This is a genomic window from Nocardiopsis sp. iso_238 (assembly GCF_056173325.1).
Map to the genome: position 1 here is coordinate 5,822,722 of NZ_CM149668.1, position 14,781 is coordinate 5,837,502.

Sequence of the window (14,781 nt, forward strand, 5' to 3'; positions counted from 1 at the left end):
GTGACGGGGTGGGAAGGGGCGCTCTCGGGAGTTCCGGGACGGTTCCGGGGAGGCGGAGCCACCGTCCCGGGGAAGGGGCCGCCCGGTCTCAGCTCCGGGCGGCCCGTGGCTGTGACGGCTACAGGGAGATCCCCAGGGCCCAGGTCATCAGGCCGTACATGGTGCCCAGGACCAGGAACAGGGCCGTCAGGTTGAGCCAGAGGCCGCCCTTGATCATCTCCCCGATCTTGACGTAGCCCGAGCCGAACGCGATCGCGTTGGGCGGGGTGGCGACCGGCAGCATGAACGCCATGGTGGCGGCGAGCGCGACCGGGACCACGAGGGCGAGGACGTCCATGTCCATGCCCATCGCGACACCGCCCATGATCGGCAGGAACGTGGCCGCGGTGGCCGTGTTGCTGGTGAGCTCGGTGAGGAAGAGGACCAGCGCCGTGACGGCCAGGATCAGCACCCAGACCGGGACACCCGACAGGAAGGAGACCTGGCTGCCGACCCAGGCGCTCAGGCCGGTCGCGGTGAACTGCGCGGAGATGGCCAGACCGCCACCGAACAGCAGCAGGATGCCCCAGGGCAGCTTGACCGCGGTCTCCCAGTCCATCAGCTGCGTCTTGCGGTTCACGGGGATCAGGAAGAGCAGGACCGCGACGGTCATCGCGATACCGGCGTCGGTGACGCCGCCGAGCCACGGGGCGACGGAGGCGACCGGGCCCAGGTCCGCGATCATCGGGATGAAGATCCAGGAGAGCGCGGCGAAGGCGAAGACGGCCAGGACCAGCTTCTCGCCCTTGGACATCGGGCCCATCTTGGCCAGCTCTTCGGAGATGAGCTCCTGCGCGCCCTCGACCTTCTTGACGGCGGGCTTGAAGAGGCGGGTCAGCACGAACCAGGCGATCAGCATGAACACGGCGGCCAGCGGCACACCGGCCATCATCCACTGGCCGAAGCCGATGCTGATGTCGTGGTTGTCCTTGAGGTAACCGACCATCAGGACGTTGGGCGGGGTGCCGATGAGGGTCGCGACCGAACCGATCGACGACGAGTAGGCGATGCCCAGCATCAGGGCGGTGGCGAAGTTCGCGTCCGTGCGGCCGCCGCGGAACTGGGTGATCAGCGCGATCACGGAGAGGCCGACCGGCAGCATCATCACGGCGGTGGCGGTGTTCGACACCCACATGGTGATGAACCCGGTGGCGATCATGAAGCCCGCGATGAGACCGACCGTGTTGGAGCCGACCTTCGAGACGATCGTCAGCGCGATGCGCTTGTGGAGGTTCCACTTCTGCATGGCCAGGGCCAGCATGAAGCCGCCCATGAACAGGAAGATCGTGTCGGAACCGTAGGAGGAGGCGACATCCCCGATCGCGGCGCCCTCGACCATCAGCGGGAAGAGCACCAGCGGGAGCAGCGAGGTCACCGGGATCGGCAGGGCCTCGGTGGCCCACCAGATCGCGATCCACGCGGTGATCGCGGCGACGACGGCGCCGTTGACGGACAGGACCGCCTCGGTCTCGCCCTCACCCAGCGGAAGCGGCATCTCCGGCATGGCGAGGAAGATCGCCAGGCCGACCAGCGGACCGGCGATGAGCCCGATCAGACGGCCTCGGGTCATGCCCGACGAGGAGTCCTCCTCGTTCTGGACCGACGGACCGTCGGGAGCTTCGACGTCCTTCTGGACAGTCATGGGTACCTCCTCCATTGGGCGCCGACGCTGCGGAGTGCCCGTATTCGGAGGTGTGATCTGCGGATTGCCGCAGGATGACCTCCGAGTTACCTCTCAACTCCCCAGATGGTGAGCTCACACCGTCATGTGTGCAAAGTAACTCTCCATTTCTTGGGATTCCTCTGACATAGGACGACGTTGGGTATGTGTCCTGGAACACGCGGTGAGGTGCCCTCGGCCTCCCTCCCCCTACACGACCCCGCCTAAGCTGCGGGTATGCGATCGACCGGACCGACCAGACGTGCAGTGCTCCTGGGGACCCTCGGGGCGCTCACCACCACGGCCGTGAGCGGTTGCACAAAAGACCCCGCGCCGGGGATCGACCGGATCGTGGTCGCCACCGGCCCTGCCGGCGCCGTCTACCGGGAGATCGGCGGGGCCCTGGCCCGGCTCCTCGACCAACGGCTGCCCGACCAGAGGGTCGAGACCGTCGAGACCGGGGCCTCACACGACAACCTCACCCTCCTGGGTTCGGACGACGCCGACCTCGGGCTGGCCAACCTGGACTCGATCCTCGCGACGGACGTCGTCACGCAGGGCTCCACCATCCAGGCGGTGGGGCGGCTCTACGACAGCTTCGTGCACCTGCTCGTGCCCGCCGACTCCCCCGTCCGCTCCCTCTCCGACATCGAGGGCCTGCGGGTCTCCGTGGGCGCGGTCAACTCCGGGACCGAGTTCACCGCCCGGCAGATCGCGGAGGTGACGGGCGTGCGCCCCGAGGCGGTCCGGATCAACCAGGCCAGCTCCGCCGAGGCGCTCGCCGCCGGGGAGATCGACGCCATGTTCTCCCTGACCGGGCTGCCCACCCCGGCCATCGCGGACCTCGCGGACCAGCTGCCGCTGCGCCTGGTCGACCTGACCGGACCCGCCAACGAGATGGTCACCGTGTACCCGGAGTCCTACTTCCCGGCGACCATCCCCGCCACCACCTACACCGGGATCCCGGCCTGCCCCACCATGTCCATCCCGAACCTGCTCCTGTGCCGGGAGGACCTGCCCGAACAGCTCGTGTACGCGGTGACGGACACGGTCTACACCGGGGCGTCACGCCTGGCCGAGCAGCGCCCCGAGGCCGCGCAGATCAACGTGCGGACCGGCATCTCGACGGGGGTCGTTCCGCTGCACGCCGGGGCCGAACGGTGGTACCGGCACAACAAACCCGCGTCCGAGGCGGCCGGGGTCAGCCCGGCCGGTCCTCCACCGACGGCGGCGGGGCCGAGGGCAGTGTGATCACCACACCGAACCCGGGCCGGTCCCCGTCAGCGAGTCCGTCGCCCAGCCTGAGCTGACCGCCCGACTCACGGACCAGCTCGGCGACGATCGGCAGGCCCAGGCCGGTGCCCTCGGTGTTCTGCTGGGTCGGGGACCGCCAGAACCGGTCCAGGGCGGCCTCCCGCTCCTCCTTCGGCAGGCCCACACCGTTGTCCAGCACACCCACGCGCACCTGCTCCCCGTCCTCCGCGCGCACCTCGATCCGGGTGCCGCCGGACAGCCGCAGCGCGTTGCTGACCAGCTCGTCCAGGATGCTGCCCAGGCCGCCCGCCGGGGCGTGCGCCCACAGCAGGTCGGGCAGGTCCGTGGTCACCTCGATCCCGCGCGACTCCCCCAGCGCGTTCCAGCGCGCCACCCGGGTGTCGACGAGTCCGGCGACCTCCACCACCTCGGATCCGGTCACGCTCTCCAGCCGGGTCGCGGCCAGCAGCGAGTTGAGCATGCGGTTCATGGCGGTGGCCTCGTCGATGGCGATCTCGTGCGCCTCGCGGGCGTCCGCCCCCTTCAGGTAGGGGGCCAGGTTCTCCACCGAGAGCCGCAGGCTGGCCAGGGGGTTGCGGAGCTGGTGGGAGGCCTCGGAGACGAAGGAGCGCTGGCGTTCCAGGGCGCGGCGCACCACGCCCACCATCGTGTTGAAGGAGTCCGTGAGGCGGCGCAGTTCCGGCGGGCCGCTCTCCGCGTCCACGTGGACGTCCAGGTCGCCCGAGGTCACCGCCGTGGTCGCGGCGTCCAGTCGGTGGATGGGCTGGAGGACCCAGCGCGAGAGCGGCAGCGACGCCGCCACCAGCAGCCCGAGGGGCAGCACGCTGAACAGCACCATCCAGCCCCAGGTCGTGAGGATCTCCGCGCCCAGCACGTCGGTGGGCGCGACCAGCACCACCGCCCCGGCCACCTCGCTGTCGCGGCCGATGGGTTCGGCGATGACCAGCGGGTCCGACCGCCAGGGCCACACCGTGGTCGGGGGTTCCGGGCGTTCGCCCGCCAGCGCCACCGTGATCACGGAACCCATGCCCACGTCCGCGACCAGGGTGCGCATCCGGTCGGACTCGCCGGAGCCCGCGATCACCTCTCCATCGGGGGCGACCAGCACCACGGGGATGCCGTAGAGCTGTTCGTACCGGGACATCTCCTGGGTGAGGGCGTTGCTCCGCTCGGCCTGGAGGGCCGTCCCCGCCAACGAGGCGAACCGGCCCGCGTCGCCCAGCCGGTCGACGTACACCGCCTGGGTCTGTTGTTGGGCGATCACCGTCGCGATGGGCACCAGCACCGCGCCGACCAGCACGAAGGCAATGGGGAGCAGGATGGTCAGGAGGCGGCGGAGCACTCAGGCCTCGTCGAGCATGTAGCCGACCCCGCGCACCGTGCGGATACGCGGACCGGGGCCGATCTTGGCGCGCAGGGAGGCGATGTGGGTGTCGAGGGTGCGGGAGGAGGCCTCCCAGGCGGCGCCCCACACCTGGTCGAGGATCTGGTCCCGTGCGACCACCCGGGGGGAGCGTTCCACCAACAGACGAAGGAGGTCGAACTCCTTGCGGGTCAGTGGCAGGGGCTCGGCCCCCATACGGGCCTCCCGGGAGTGGACGTCCAGGGTCAGTTTCCCGACCCGCAACGGGGGGTCGACCTGCTCGGGTTCGGCGCGCGCCGTCCGGGTGCGGCGCAGCACGGCGTCGATGCGCGCGAGGAGTTCGGCGACCCCGAAGGGCTTGACCACGTAGTCGTCGGCGCCCGCGCGCAGGCCCCGGACCCGGTCGCGTTCCTCGCCCCGGGCCGTGACGGCGATGATCGCGGTCTGCGGGCGTTCGCGGAGCTTGCGCAGGAGGTCGATCCCGTCGGCGTCGGGCAGGCCGAGGTCGAGCAGGACCACGTCCGCCGAGGGCGCCGAGAGGGCCCGTTCGGCCGTGGCCACCCGCTGTACGTCGAAGGAGGCTGCCCGGAGCGCGGTGACCAGCCCGCGCGCCACCCGGTCATCGTCCTCGACCACGAGAATACGCATGGCTAGCCATAGTAGGCAGAGACCAGGGCACTCGCCCCACCGGCACGCGTTCAGCCCTGACTAGCGACCCGCAGGTCACCTGCGCGGGATGTGCGGGATGGCCTCCCGGATCACCTGGGCCGGGTCCACGACGGAGAGTCCGAGCTGTTCCAGCCACGACGCGACCTGCGTGATGCTGGTGCGCATCACGTGGGCGAGGTGGACCAGGTCTCCCAGACCGAGTTGAGCTGAGAGGTCCGCGTCCTCCCATTCCCGGTCAAGCAGAGTGAGCAGGTGGACAGTCTCCCCGAAGGAAAGCCCGTCGGGCAGGGTCGGATGTGAGACTTCCAAGCCGTAGCTGGACAAACGTCTCACCATGATCTCCACACCCTCATTCATCTCTCTTGCCAGCCGAATGACGGTCATCAGCGGCATAACCTCACCCGTTCGCACACCCCACCCGTACTGTTGTGATTTCACTAGAAGTTTCTCATCGAGATCATCCAGGTGTTCTGGAAGCGTCAGGGGTACTTCGAAACCGAACTCACGCAGACGGGCAAAAAACCCACCAAAATCCTCCAAACACCCCCTCCTCATGACGTCCGAATAGCCGACCCCCGAGGTCGGCGAAGCACCAACCTCATCCCCCTCTTCAAAGAGGATGTCGAGATCCCTTTCGCAGGCATCAATGGGAAAATGAAGTGACACGGGAAGCCCCTTCTCCCGTAGGTCATTCGCCAGAACTCCTGGTTCCACTCCCGTCGACAGAGCGCTTACGATCACCATCACGGGAGGGATAAGAACCTCGTCCCCGGGGAGGACCCACTTACCCCGCCTACCGAGGTACTCCGTGAACCGCGAGTCCAGCTCCTCAGGGATCGAGAACGGCTCCGCCTCTACACCGCATTCCCTCAGAAGCCCACGAATTTCCGAGACTGGCCGCCCCATACACTCGGAAATTCCCGCGAGAGCCACTGCCGACAGTCGACCGCTCTTCGTCGAGATCGCCTTTGCTCCCTCGGGGCCCAGCATCTGGAGCAGTACGTCCATGACCGGTTCTCCCGCCGCCGCAACCGAGCTGTCCGGCAGATCCAACCCTTCGGCCCGGAGTAGGGGTACCGCATCCCGGAGTCCGATCCCGAGTACACGAGACAACCAGGACAGGGTAATTGGGGCCACGAATTCCCCGGGCTCAAGCTCCAGGGCGAGGATCTGGAGGAACCGTTCGGCGCGAGAGAGCCGAAGGTCGGCCGAAGCAAGCAAAGAGCGAGGGATCCGCAGCAGACCAAGATCACACCGCCTCATCAGGAACTCTTCCGCACTTGCGTCGATCGATGAAAGAATCCTAGATAGTTCACGCTCCTTGTCAGATCTCATGTACTGACCAAAGAAGTATGCATACCCCACCCCCGCGACCGTCTGGTCGGACGGGAGGGCTCTTCTCAAGCTGGAAACGTCGCGCAGCCCAGGGCAGAGATCAGTCAATTCTTCGAGCACCTGCGATTCACCGCGGGCCAGAAATCTCCACAGTAGGATGTTAGCGGGGAAACCATTCATTCTGGGCAGGCCACGGAAGATCCTCGAACTCCCGTACATAGCGGAACCCACACCCGGGAGGCCAAGGTCTCCGGGAAAGAAGCCCCGTACTTGGGGGGTACGACTCCGGATGCTCGGGGAGACATGCAACCCAACACGGATCGCCGCCTCGGCAATGACATCCGCGATGGCGAGGCTGCCCTCCGCCACGCGCGCCACCCAGTCCGTGCGCAGCAGACGGGTTTCGGACTCAATCAAAGCGGCGACGGCCATACCGAGAACGTCTCTGACCAGGCTCTCCACATCACTCAGGACTTGGGAACGGTCCACAGACAGAGTCCGGGGAGAACCGGAGCCTCGCAGATTGACGACCACACCGCTCAACCCCGTGCCGAACTCCGAGAACACCTTTCCATGTGTTCCGGGTCGGGTGAGCAGACCATCCACCAGAAGAGCTCCACCCTCCTCGCACCACATGACGTCCGCCCACTCATGGGGTTCCTTCCAGACACGGACGGCTCCACTAGCCGAGTATCGGTCCCGGGACGCCCCTCCTACTGACCGGAGAGCGAAGACGCCCGGCTCCCACACGTGCTGGTCGTCGCACGCGCTGGCGGTGGTGCGGAACTCGGCGATACCGAGCACGCTCCTCAGCACCTCCAGGCACGACCACTCCGTCTGCGGAGTGTCCGGTCGCAGGTACAGGCGGACCGTTGTGCCGGGGGCCCTCCGCGCCCGTTCGGTCCGGACCACGCGGAACAGGTGCCCCGGACCGTGGATGGCCGCCTCCAGCTCTGGCCCCAGCGCACCGTTCGCGCCCATGCGGCAGGTGGTCACCCTGATTTCGTCGGCGAGCATGAAGTAGCTCAGCACCCCGATCCCGAACCGGCTGTTCGGGTACAGCCGGATCGGTGGGTCCTCCCGCGCCCAGCGCTCCTGTTCCATCAGGAAGCTCGACTCCTCCGCGAACCGCGAGCCCGCGTGGGAGAAGACCCCTCGAAGCTCCTCCTCCCCCATGCCGACGCCGTCATCGGAGCAGTCGACGTAGGGGCGCCCGTCTTCGTCCACGCCCTGGGTGAACTCGATCGAACCCTCGTAGGTGTGGCTGACGCTGGGCAGGGAAGTTCGGTCCAGGTACTCGGTCCGCACCCTGCGGTAGCGGCAGGCGTCCAGGGCGTTCTGGTACAACTCCCGGATCGCCAGATCCTTGTTCTTGTACAACTGCTCGCCGGTGAGCAACTCGCGGGCCCGCCGCTCGTCGATGCGGAACCGCGCCCAGCTCTCGAAGGAGCCCTTGGCTGGTTCGACCCGGTCAGAGGAGAGCCGGGCAGGCAGCTGCGCGAAGCGCCCGCGCAGGGCCAGGTGGATGCCGTGCAACAGCTCGTCCACCCGCTGCACGTACTGGTGCAGGCCCTCGATCACCGCCTCGTGGCCACACTCCGCGTTCAGGCTGAGCAGGTGCGGGTCCCCGCCCCACCAGGCCCGGGACACCGTCTCCCGCACCCGCGCGGGGTCCACCGGGAACGGGATGGCGAGGTGTTCGACCACGGTGTCCGGAAGTGAGGTCGGTTCCGGGGCCATTCCGATCCCCAGGGCCAGGATCAGGACCAGTCGGCGTTCGCGGAGGTGCTGTGCACCCTCGGCGGGCACGTACTCGTCCTCCCGAAGGCCAGCCAGGTATTCGCCGTTGCAGACCCCGCGGCCGAGGCGGAGTCCGTGGAGGACGTGCCGGATCCGATCGGGTTTCCACAGCCTGTGGAAAAGGTCCGGGGCCATTCCCCAGAGGTCCTCGACCCCGGTACTGTTCTCCGCCTTCGCCATCCAGCGGTGGAACAGCCACCAGCCCACGGCCTCTTCGTCCTGGCTCCGGCGGAGCACCCTTTCCGTGAGGCCCCGGTATTCGGCGACGAACGCCTCGAAGGAGGCGCGCGACGGAGAGGGCGAAGCGACGGCTGCGAGAGTGCCCGGACCCAGTGTGGCCCGTTCCGCTGCCCTGCGGAGTTCGTACACGCGGAAGAGGAAGGGAATGAGTACCAGAAGGGCTGCCTCGGCCGGATACAGGTCCGTGTCCTCGCCCCGTCCAGGGGAATCGAGCAGTTGGGTCAGCCGCTCATGGAAGCGTAGAGGTACACCGGGGTCGAGCCAGGGATCGTCGGACAGCCGGGAGTCCGCCTCATCGCGCAGAGGGACCAGTTTCCCGACGAACTCGACGGTGGCCCGGCGGAACGGTTCGACATCGCGATCGACCGGGACGAGTCTCCACAGCGGAGATTCCCCGGCCCTCTCCACCCAGGGATCCTGGTCGGCTGATTCGAGGGGCGGCCTTTCCCCATGGAAATACTGGTTGACCTGGCCGATGCTCCTTGCCTGGAACAGAGACGCGCCCGGTCCGACGTTCCCTGCCGTATTGCTCGACGAGCTCTCTCCCACCGTGTTCCCCTCCACTCACCTGGAACCAGGCTAGAAGAGAACCGGGTTCAGAAAGGGACATGGAAACCAGCTGCACAGGTACCGCCCAGCGCGACCAGCGCTTTCGTCACCGTTCCGAAAATGTCCCTCCGCTGCGGCAGCATGTCCGGTATGTACAGCACCCAGACGTACCGCGAGAAGGCCCGAGCCAAGGGCGTCCCCGAACACGCCATCGAACTGGCCCTGAACCTCGCCCTTCCCCAGGCCGAACTCACTCCGTCGAACAAGGACGGCGGCGTTCTGGTCGGACAGTACGGCGGGCTCCCCTCGCTCCCCGAGGGCGTCGAGTGGGACAGCGGTCTGGACTTCATCGCGTCCGTCGACTGCGCCGCGCTCCCCCCGGACGCCTGCAACCTCACCCTGCCGCGCGACGGCCACCTGCTGTTCTTCGCTGACCGGACCGACCCCGCCGGGTTCGCCCTGATGGAGAACTCCCGCTCCGTGATCCACGTTCCGGCGGGAACGCCCACGACCGAGCGGGCGCTTCCAGAAATGGGCAAGCCCTTCCCCGCCCTCGACCGACGCCCCCTCTACGCCCGGACCTTCCCGAGCCTCCCGTCGCACGCCGACGACGCCGTCCTCCTCCACCCGGAGATCAGCGACCTCTACTTCGAGCACGAGCTGGAGTACCTCGACCAGAGATCCCGTCAATGGGAAGTCAGCCTGTACCTGGGCGGATACGCCTACTCGCCGCAGGACCCGCCCATCATGGGCTCCTCCCCCGAGGACGAGAAGGGCGGCTGGGTGCTGCTGGCCCAGACGCAGCTGGACATGCCCGACGACCCGGGCTTCACCGCGTGCGTGTTCTGGATCATCCAGCGCGACGAGCTCGCGGCGGGGAACTTCGCGGCGGCGGGACTGGTGTCGATCTCCTACCACTGAGGGGCAGGGCCGGGAGTCTCCCGCGCGGGGACCCCGGACAGCACGAACGGCCGCCCAGCACCGGTGTGGACGGCCGCGTCAGCGGTGCGAGTCCGGACAGGGGGTGAGATCACGGGCCCCTGGTCAGGACGGACGCCGAATCAGTCCGTGCGGTTCATGCCGACACGGACTCCTCGGTTCCGCGCGCGTGGCGGACGCGGCCCCAGGGCAGCAGCCGGTCCACCGCGTGGCGACCCCCCGAGAACCCGAGGGCCAGGGCTGCGACGCCGAGCACCAGCACCAGCTCGTACCCGCCGACCAGCGGGGTACCGACGTGGGCGAAGACGTACGCCCCAACCATCATGAGGGCGAGGGACAGGCCCGCGAGAGGAAGCGCGAAGCCGACGACGAGCGCCACACCGGCACCCACTTCGACGACCACGGCGACGAGGACGGACAGGGTCGGGAAGGGCACACCCAGAGCCGCGAAGCCCTCGGTGGCGCCACCCAGGTCAACGGCCTTCTGGAGCCCGTGGAGGATGAACAGCCCCCCGATCACGGCCCTTGAGAGCAGGGCGACGACATCGCCGGCCCTGCTTTTGAGTGATTCGTTCATGGTGTTCCTGTTCTGTGAGCGGGTATCCCGGTGTCAGCTGCCACCTCTTGCAGAGACTGCAACACTTGAGGCCACAACCTTTTCCCGGGAAGCAGCATGGTAGTACGTATCCGGCCGAACACATAGAGTCCGGGGGAACGGGTTCGACATGCTCGACATCCGCCCAGGTCAGGGCTGGTAACAGAACTCCGCTCAGTCCCGGGTGCCGGTCCCGTCGGGGTCCGGGTACCTGGGCTCCTCACCCTGAGGGTCGAGCGCGGACAGCATGGACTCGGAGATCTCCCGCAGCTGACCCACCTGCTCGGAGCTGAGCGTGTCGAACAGGACCCGCCGCACCTCGTGCACGTGACCCGGCGCCGCGTCCTCCAGCGCCTTCATCCCCACAGGCGTGATCTCCACGATCACGGTGCGCCGGTCCTCCGGCCGCTTGTGGCGGTGGATCATCCCGTCGCCCTCCAGCCGCGCGGCCGCGTGCGAGAGGCGACTCGGCGAGGAGCGCAGCAGGCGGGCCAGCCGGGTCATCGTCAACTCGCGCCCCGGCGCCTCGGACAGCATGGCCAGGATCTGGTAGTACGCGTGCGGCAACCCGGAGTCGTGCCTGAGCTGGCGGTCCAGTGCGCCGTCGAGCAGGTTGACGGCCATCAGGAAGGCACGCCACGTGTTCTGCTCGCCGTCGTCGAGCCAGCGCGTCTCGGCCATCGGACCTGTGCCCCCTGAAATACTTGAGCGTTCAATTGTGTTTCTACCGGACACGGACCACCACCCCGAACCCGGAGGCGCCGCCATGGCGACACGCATGCCCACGCTGTACCTGAGCCACGGCGCACCACCCCTGGCCGACGACACCGAGTGGACCCGCCAGCTGGCCGACTGGTCTGGTGACCTCGTCCGCCCGAAGGCGATCCTCGTCGTCTCCGCGCACTGGGAGGACGCGCCGCTCACCGTCGGCGCGACCACGGACGGCACCCCTCTGACCTACGACTTCTGGGGTTTCCCGCAACGCTACTACGACGTGACCTACGCCGCCCCGGGTGCTCCGACACTCGCCGGACGCGTCCGCGAACTCACCACTGGTCCAGGTGAGACCCTCCACCAGGACCCCGCCCGCGGCCTCGACCACGGCGCCTACGTCCCGCTGAAGGAGATGTACCCGGAGGCCGACATCCCGGTCCTCCAGGTTTCCATGCCCACACTCGACCCGGCACGCCTCCTCGAACTCGGCCGCCGCCTCGCACCCCTGCGCGAGGAGGGCGTACTGATCATGGGCAGCGGGTTCACCACCCACAACCTCCGGGAGATGTCCCGGCAGACCCACGGCGACGCGCCCTCGTGGTCGGTCGAGTTCGACGACTGGACCCACCGGGCCGTCCTGGACCACGACGTCGACGCGCTCCTGGACTTCCGGCACAAGGCCCCGGCCGCAGCCCTCGCCCACCCGCGCAGCGACCACTTCGCGCCCCTGTTCGTCGCGCTCGGCGCGGGGCTGGACGACCGCCGGACCGCCACGTCCACGGTGGACGGCTTCTGGCACGGGCTGGCCAAGCGGTCGTTCCAGTTCGACTGACCCGCCGGAACGTCACAGGGCGCTGGCAGACTCCTGCCATGAACGACGGACACCACCCCGCCGACGCGAGGTCAGTGGCGGACCTGCTCCGGGTCGAGGGTCGCATCAGGTACCTGCACTTCTGGGGACACCAGCCGCCGCCCAGCGGGGTGTCGTCGAGCTGCCTCTCCCAGTGGTGGCCCGCCGACTTCACCGTGGACGGAACCACCTACCGCACCGCCGAGCACTTCATGATGGCCGGGAAGGCGCGGCTCTTCGGAGACCCCCAGGCCGCCGACCGGATCGTGGCGGCCGATCACCCGCGCGACGCGAAGGTGATCGGCCGCCAGGTCGGCGGTTTCGACCAGGAGGTCTGGGAGCGGGAGCGCTTCGAGATCGTCGTGCGGGGGAGTGTCGCCAAGTTCGGCCAGAACGAGGACCTGCGCGCGTTCCTGCTCGGCACCGGTCAGCGCGTGCTGGTCGAGGCCAGCCCCCGCGACCGGATCTGGGGCATCGGCCTGGGCCGGACCCACGAGAACGCCGAGCGCCCCCGCTTCTGGCGCGGCCGCAACCTGCTGGGCTTCGCCCTCATGGAGGCCAGGGCCCGGCTCTCCGGGGAGGCCGACTGAGCGGAGACACCGTTCTCCCCGATTTCACTTCGGATTCGCCTGTTCACGCTGTGTCGTCGAACCCGCCGGAGTAGAGTCCCCACACGCGGACAGCACGGTGCCCCGGCACCCGCACCTGTTTCCCGCCTTGGCACCGCGCCAACACAACCTCGGCCCGGCCTCGTGGACCGCCCCGAGGCCACGCCGCACCCGGGAGACAGATCCTCCAGCCTCGAACGCGCGTGTACCGGACTCCACCGTCCTCACTTTCCAGGACGACACTCAGGGGACTCCCATGGCCTACTACCGCATCCAGCTGAACGACGGTTCCTCCCACACCCTCCAGGCGGTGCGCATGCGCACCGACGCGAGCAGCCTCTACCTGGAGGAGCGCGCGGCCGGTGACTGGCGGCAGGTGTTCAGCAACCCGATCGGGGAGGTGAGCCGCGTCCAGCGCCGGTTCACCGAGAACGACGGCACGTGGACCTGGCTGCCGGAGCGGCTGCCCGCCCCGGTCGGCGTCCGCGCCTGGTGACCCCGGCTCCGGCGCGGGGCGTGACGGCCCCGCGCCACCCGGCCACGGGCCTCAGCCCTCAAGGGTGAGCTGGCCGACCACCAGGTCCACCAGCCCCTCCAGGTCCCCCTCCGCGGCCAGCACCCCGGGCAGTGTCAGGTGCTCGGTGACCAGCCAGTTCAGGGCCAGGTACAGCACCACCACCGTGTGTCGGCCGCCGGGGATGCCGCTCTGCTCGTGGAAGGCGATGTTGGCGTCCAGGTCGGCGCGGACCCGGGCGGTGAGGTCGGCGCGCAGCTCCGGACGGCGGGTGGCCTCCAGTTGGAGTTCGAGCGTGGCCAGGTGGACGTTGGGGTTCGCCGCCATGCGCGTGACCGTGGCGCGCATGACCTCCGCGAGCTTGGCCCGGTCCCGTGGGCCCTCCAGCACGTTGGCCCACTCCTCCTGCTCGGGCATGAACCGCTCGTAGGTGCGGACGCTGGTCTGGGCGAGCAGGTCCTCACGGCTGGAGAAGTAGTTGGAGGCCGTTCCCACGGGCACGCCCGCGCGGGTGTCCACGGCCCGGTAGGTGAGTCCGCGCGCGCCCTCCTCAGCGAGCGCGTCGATGGCGGCGTCGAGCAGCGCGGCACGCCGCTCAGGGTTCCTGACCATGTGTTCTTCCCTTCGTGCGAAGAAATCCCGTGCGACCGCTTGGCAAACCACTATGCGTGGAGTACTTTAATCGAAGTACTTCAAGCTTAGTGGTCAATCGGCCGCAGGAGTACCCCTTCCAAGGAGACACATGCGAACCCTCACCTACTTCGTCGCGGTATCGATCGACGGCTACGCCTGTGGCCCCGACAACTCGCACGACTTCTACGAGGCCCCCGACCCGGGCGGCGAACTCGGCGACAACGGCCGCTTCCACGTCGACGAGTACCCCGAACTCCTCCCCACCGTGGCGCGCACCCCGCTGGGGCTGGACGTACCCAACAAGCACTTCGACACCATGCTTCAAGGCCGCGGCTCCTACCAGGTCGCCCTGGACGAGGGCGTGACCAGCCCCTACGACCACATGCGCCAGATCGTGTTCTCGCGCAGCCTGCCCGCCGACACCGACCCCAACGTCACCGTCGTGGCCACGGATCCCCTGGAAACCGTCCGCGAGCTCAAGAAGGAGGAGGGCCCCCTGGGGATCGTCATCGTCGGCGGCCCGGCCATGGCCGGCTACCTGCTCCCGGAGATCGACGAACTCATGATCAAGCGCTACCCCGTCGTCGCCGGGCACGGACGCCCCCTCTTCGAGGGCGCAGCCTTCGACCCGGCCAGCTTCGAGCGGCTGAGCAGCACCACCTTCAAGGGCGGCGCCGACTACACCCTCTTCCGCCGCCGCGTCACCAGTGCGACGTGAGCCCGGCACCGGCCCCAAACGGCCGTGCACACGCCGGGGGCGGCGGTGGAGCAGCTCCGTCACCGTCCCCGGCCAGCTCCTTGGCACACGCCACGAACGCCCGCCTCAGCGAGATCAGGGGCCACCGGTAGTCTGTCCCCGCCCCGATCCCCCTTCCCCCTGAGGCCTCGTGTCGCACCCCCGGCTTCCGCGCACCTTCGGCTCCGTCCTGTGGTTCCCCCTCGCCCACTACGCCCGCCACCCGTTCGTCCTGTTGGCGGTCACCGCACTCCCCCTGATC

Annotated in this window: 13 protein-coding genes; 6 read left to right on the plus strand and 7 right to left on the minus strand. The window is 68.5% G+C overall.

Translation table 11 applies throughout. From position 1 onward, the window contains the following. Nucleotides 1-118: 118 nt before the first annotated feature. Nucleotides 119-1,681, minus strand: coding sequence for an SLC13 family permease (locus tag AC0VYL_RS26295; protein ID WP_475456932.1), 1,563 nt, complete (start codon nt 1,679-1,681; stop codon nt 119-121). A 255-nt stretch (nt 1,682-1,936) separates the two neighbouring features. Here AC0VYL_RS26295 and AC0VYL_RS26300 point away from each other — a divergent pair, with 255 nt between their 5' ends. Beyond that, entirely contained in the window at nt 1,937-2,950 is a 1,014-nt protein-coding gene (locus AC0VYL_RS26300; protein WP_475481762.1) for a TAXI family TRAP transporter solute-binding subunit, read from the plus strand. Here AC0VYL_RS26300 and AC0VYL_RS26305 read toward each other — a convergent pair. The 3 genes from AC0VYL_RS26305 to AC0VYL_RS26315 form a co-directional block, all read right to left on the minus strand. Beyond that, on the minus strand, nt 2,901-4,316 hold the full coding sequence (locus tag AC0VYL_RS26305; protein ID WP_475456936.1) for a sensor histidine kinase: 1,416 nt from the start codon (nt 4,314-4,316) through the stop codon (nt 2,901-2,903). The two genes, AC0VYL_RS26300 and AC0VYL_RS26305, sit on opposite strands and share 50 nt — an antisense overlap. Continuing rightward, nucleotides 4,317-4,985, minus strand: coding sequence for a response regulator transcription factor (locus tag AC0VYL_RS26310; protein ID WP_475456938.1), 669 nt, complete (start codon nt 4,983-4,985; stop codon nt 4,317-4,319). Nucleotides 4,986-5,060: 75 nt separating this feature from the next. Further along, on the minus strand, nt 5,061-8,930 hold the full coding sequence (locus tag AC0VYL_RS26315; protein ID WP_475481763.1) for an HD domain-containing protein: 3,870 nt from the start codon (nt 8,928-8,930) through the stop codon (nt 5,061-5,063). A gap of 150 nt (nt 8,931-9,080) precedes the next feature. Here AC0VYL_RS26315 and AC0VYL_RS26320 point away from each other — a divergent pair, with 150 nt between their 5' ends. After that, entirely contained in the window at nt 9,081-9,851 is a 771-nt protein-coding gene (locus AC0VYL_RS26320; protein ID WP_475481764.1) for a DUF1963 domain-containing protein, read from the plus strand. A 154-nt stretch (nt 9,852-10,005) separates the two neighbouring features. Here AC0VYL_RS26320 and AC0VYL_RS26325 read toward each other — a convergent pair whose 3' ends face one another. Together AC0VYL_RS26325 and AC0VYL_RS26330 are read right to left on the minus strand one after the other, a co-directional pair. Then, nucleotides 10,006-10,446 (minus strand): DoxX family protein, encoded by a 441-nt coding sequence (locus tag AC0VYL_RS26325; RefSeq protein ID WP_475456944.1) that lies wholly within the window; start codon nt 10,444-10,446, stop codon nt 10,006-10,008. Between the two features lie 192 nt (nt 10,447-10,638). Continuing rightward, a complete protein-coding gene (locus AC0VYL_RS26330; protein ID WP_475481765.1) occupies nt 10,639-11,145 on the minus strand; it encodes a MarR family winged helix-turn-helix transcriptional regulator in 507 nt (168 codons plus the stop codon). Nucleotides 11,146-11,230: 85 nt separating this feature from the next. On the opposite strand from AC0VYL_RS26330, the gene AC0VYL_RS26335 reads away from it, so the two are divergent. The 3 genes from AC0VYL_RS26335 to AC0VYL_RS26345 all read left to right on the plus strand — a co-directional run bounded on the left by AC0VYL_RS26335 (nt 11,231) and on the right by AC0VYL_RS26345 (nt 13,132). Further along, nucleotides 11,231-12,010, plus strand: coding sequence for a dioxygenase family protein (locus tag AC0VYL_RS26335; RefSeq protein WP_475481766.1), 780 nt, complete (start codon nt 11,231-11,233; stop codon nt 12,008-12,010). A 38-nt stretch (nt 12,011-12,048) separates the two neighbouring features. Next, the gene (locus AC0VYL_RS26340) at nt 12,049-12,618 is read left to right on the plus strand and encodes an NADAR family protein (RefSeq protein WP_475456950.1); all 570 of its coding nucleotides are present in this window, start codon (nt 12,049-12,051) and stop codon (nt 12,616-12,618) included. 274 nt (nt 12,619-12,892) lie between these two features. Then, the gene (locus AC0VYL_RS26345) at nt 12,893-13,132 is read left to right on the plus strand and encodes a hypothetical protein (protein ID WP_475456952.1); all 240 of its coding nucleotides are present in this window, start codon (nt 12,893-12,895) and stop codon (nt 13,130-13,132) included. A gap of 51 nt (nt 13,133-13,183) precedes the next feature. On the opposite strand, the gene AC0VYL_RS26350 is transcribed toward AC0VYL_RS26345, so the two are convergent. Continuing rightward, nucleotides 13,184-13,762, minus strand: coding sequence for a TetR/AcrR family transcriptional regulator (locus tag AC0VYL_RS26350; RefSeq protein ID WP_475456954.1), 579 nt, complete (start codon nt 13,760-13,762; stop codon nt 13,184-13,186). Between the two features lie 130 nt (nt 13,763-13,892). Between AC0VYL_RS26350 and AC0VYL_RS26355 the strand changes: the two genes are divergently transcribed. Further along, nucleotides 13,893-14,501 (plus strand): dihydrofolate reductase family protein, encoded by a 609-nt coding sequence (locus AC0VYL_RS26355; RefSeq protein WP_475481767.1) that lies wholly within the window; start codon nt 13,893-13,895, stop codon nt 14,499-14,501. Nucleotides 14,502-14,781 lie beyond the last annotated feature (280 nt).

Excerpts from the sequence above, each read along its gene's own strand:
- AC0VYL_RS26295 (WP_475456932.1), bottom strand. The coding sequence starts at position 1,681 with ATGACTGTCCAGAAGGACGTCGAAGCTCCCGACGGTCCGTCGGTCCAG.
- AC0VYL_RS26300 (WP_475481762.1), top strand. The coding sequence starts at position 1,937 with ATGCGATCGACCGGACCGACCAGACGTGCAGTGCTCCTGGGGACCCTC.
- AC0VYL_RS26310 (WP_475456938.1), bottom strand. The coding sequence starts at position 4,985 with ATGCGTATTCTCGTGGTCGAGGACGATGACCGGGTGGCGCGCGGGCTG.
- AC0VYL_RS26320 (WP_475481764.1), top strand. The coding sequence starts at position 9,081 with ATGTACAGCACCCAGACGTACCGCGAGAAGGCCCGAGCCAAGGGCGTC.
- AC0VYL_RS26325 (WP_475456944.1), bottom strand. The coding sequence starts at position 10,446 with ATGAACGAATCACTCAAAAGCAGGGCCGGCGATGTCGTCGCCCTGCTC.
- AC0VYL_RS26330 (WP_475481765.1), bottom strand. The coding sequence starts at position 11,145 with ATGGCCGAGACGCGCTGGCTCGACGACGGCGAGCAGAACACGTGGCGT.
- AC0VYL_RS26335 (WP_475481766.1), top strand. The coding sequence starts at position 11,231 with ATGGCGACACGCATGCCCACGCTGTACCTGAGCCACGGCGCACCACCC.
- AC0VYL_RS26340 (WP_475456950.1), top strand. The coding sequence starts at position 12,049 with ATGAACGACGGACACCACCCCGCCGACGCGAGGTCAGTGGCGGACCTG.
- AC0VYL_RS26345 (WP_475456952.1), top strand. The coding sequence starts at position 12,893 with ATGGCCTACTACCGCATCCAGCTGAACGACGGTTCCTCCCACACCCTC.
- AC0VYL_RS26350 (WP_475456954.1), bottom strand. The coding sequence starts at position 13,762 with ATGGTCAGGAACCCTGAGCGGCGTGCCGCGCTGCTCGACGCCGCCATC.
- AC0VYL_RS26355 (WP_475481767.1), top strand. The coding sequence starts at position 13,893 with ATGCGAACCCTCACCTACTTCGTCGCGGTATCGATCGACGGCTACGCC.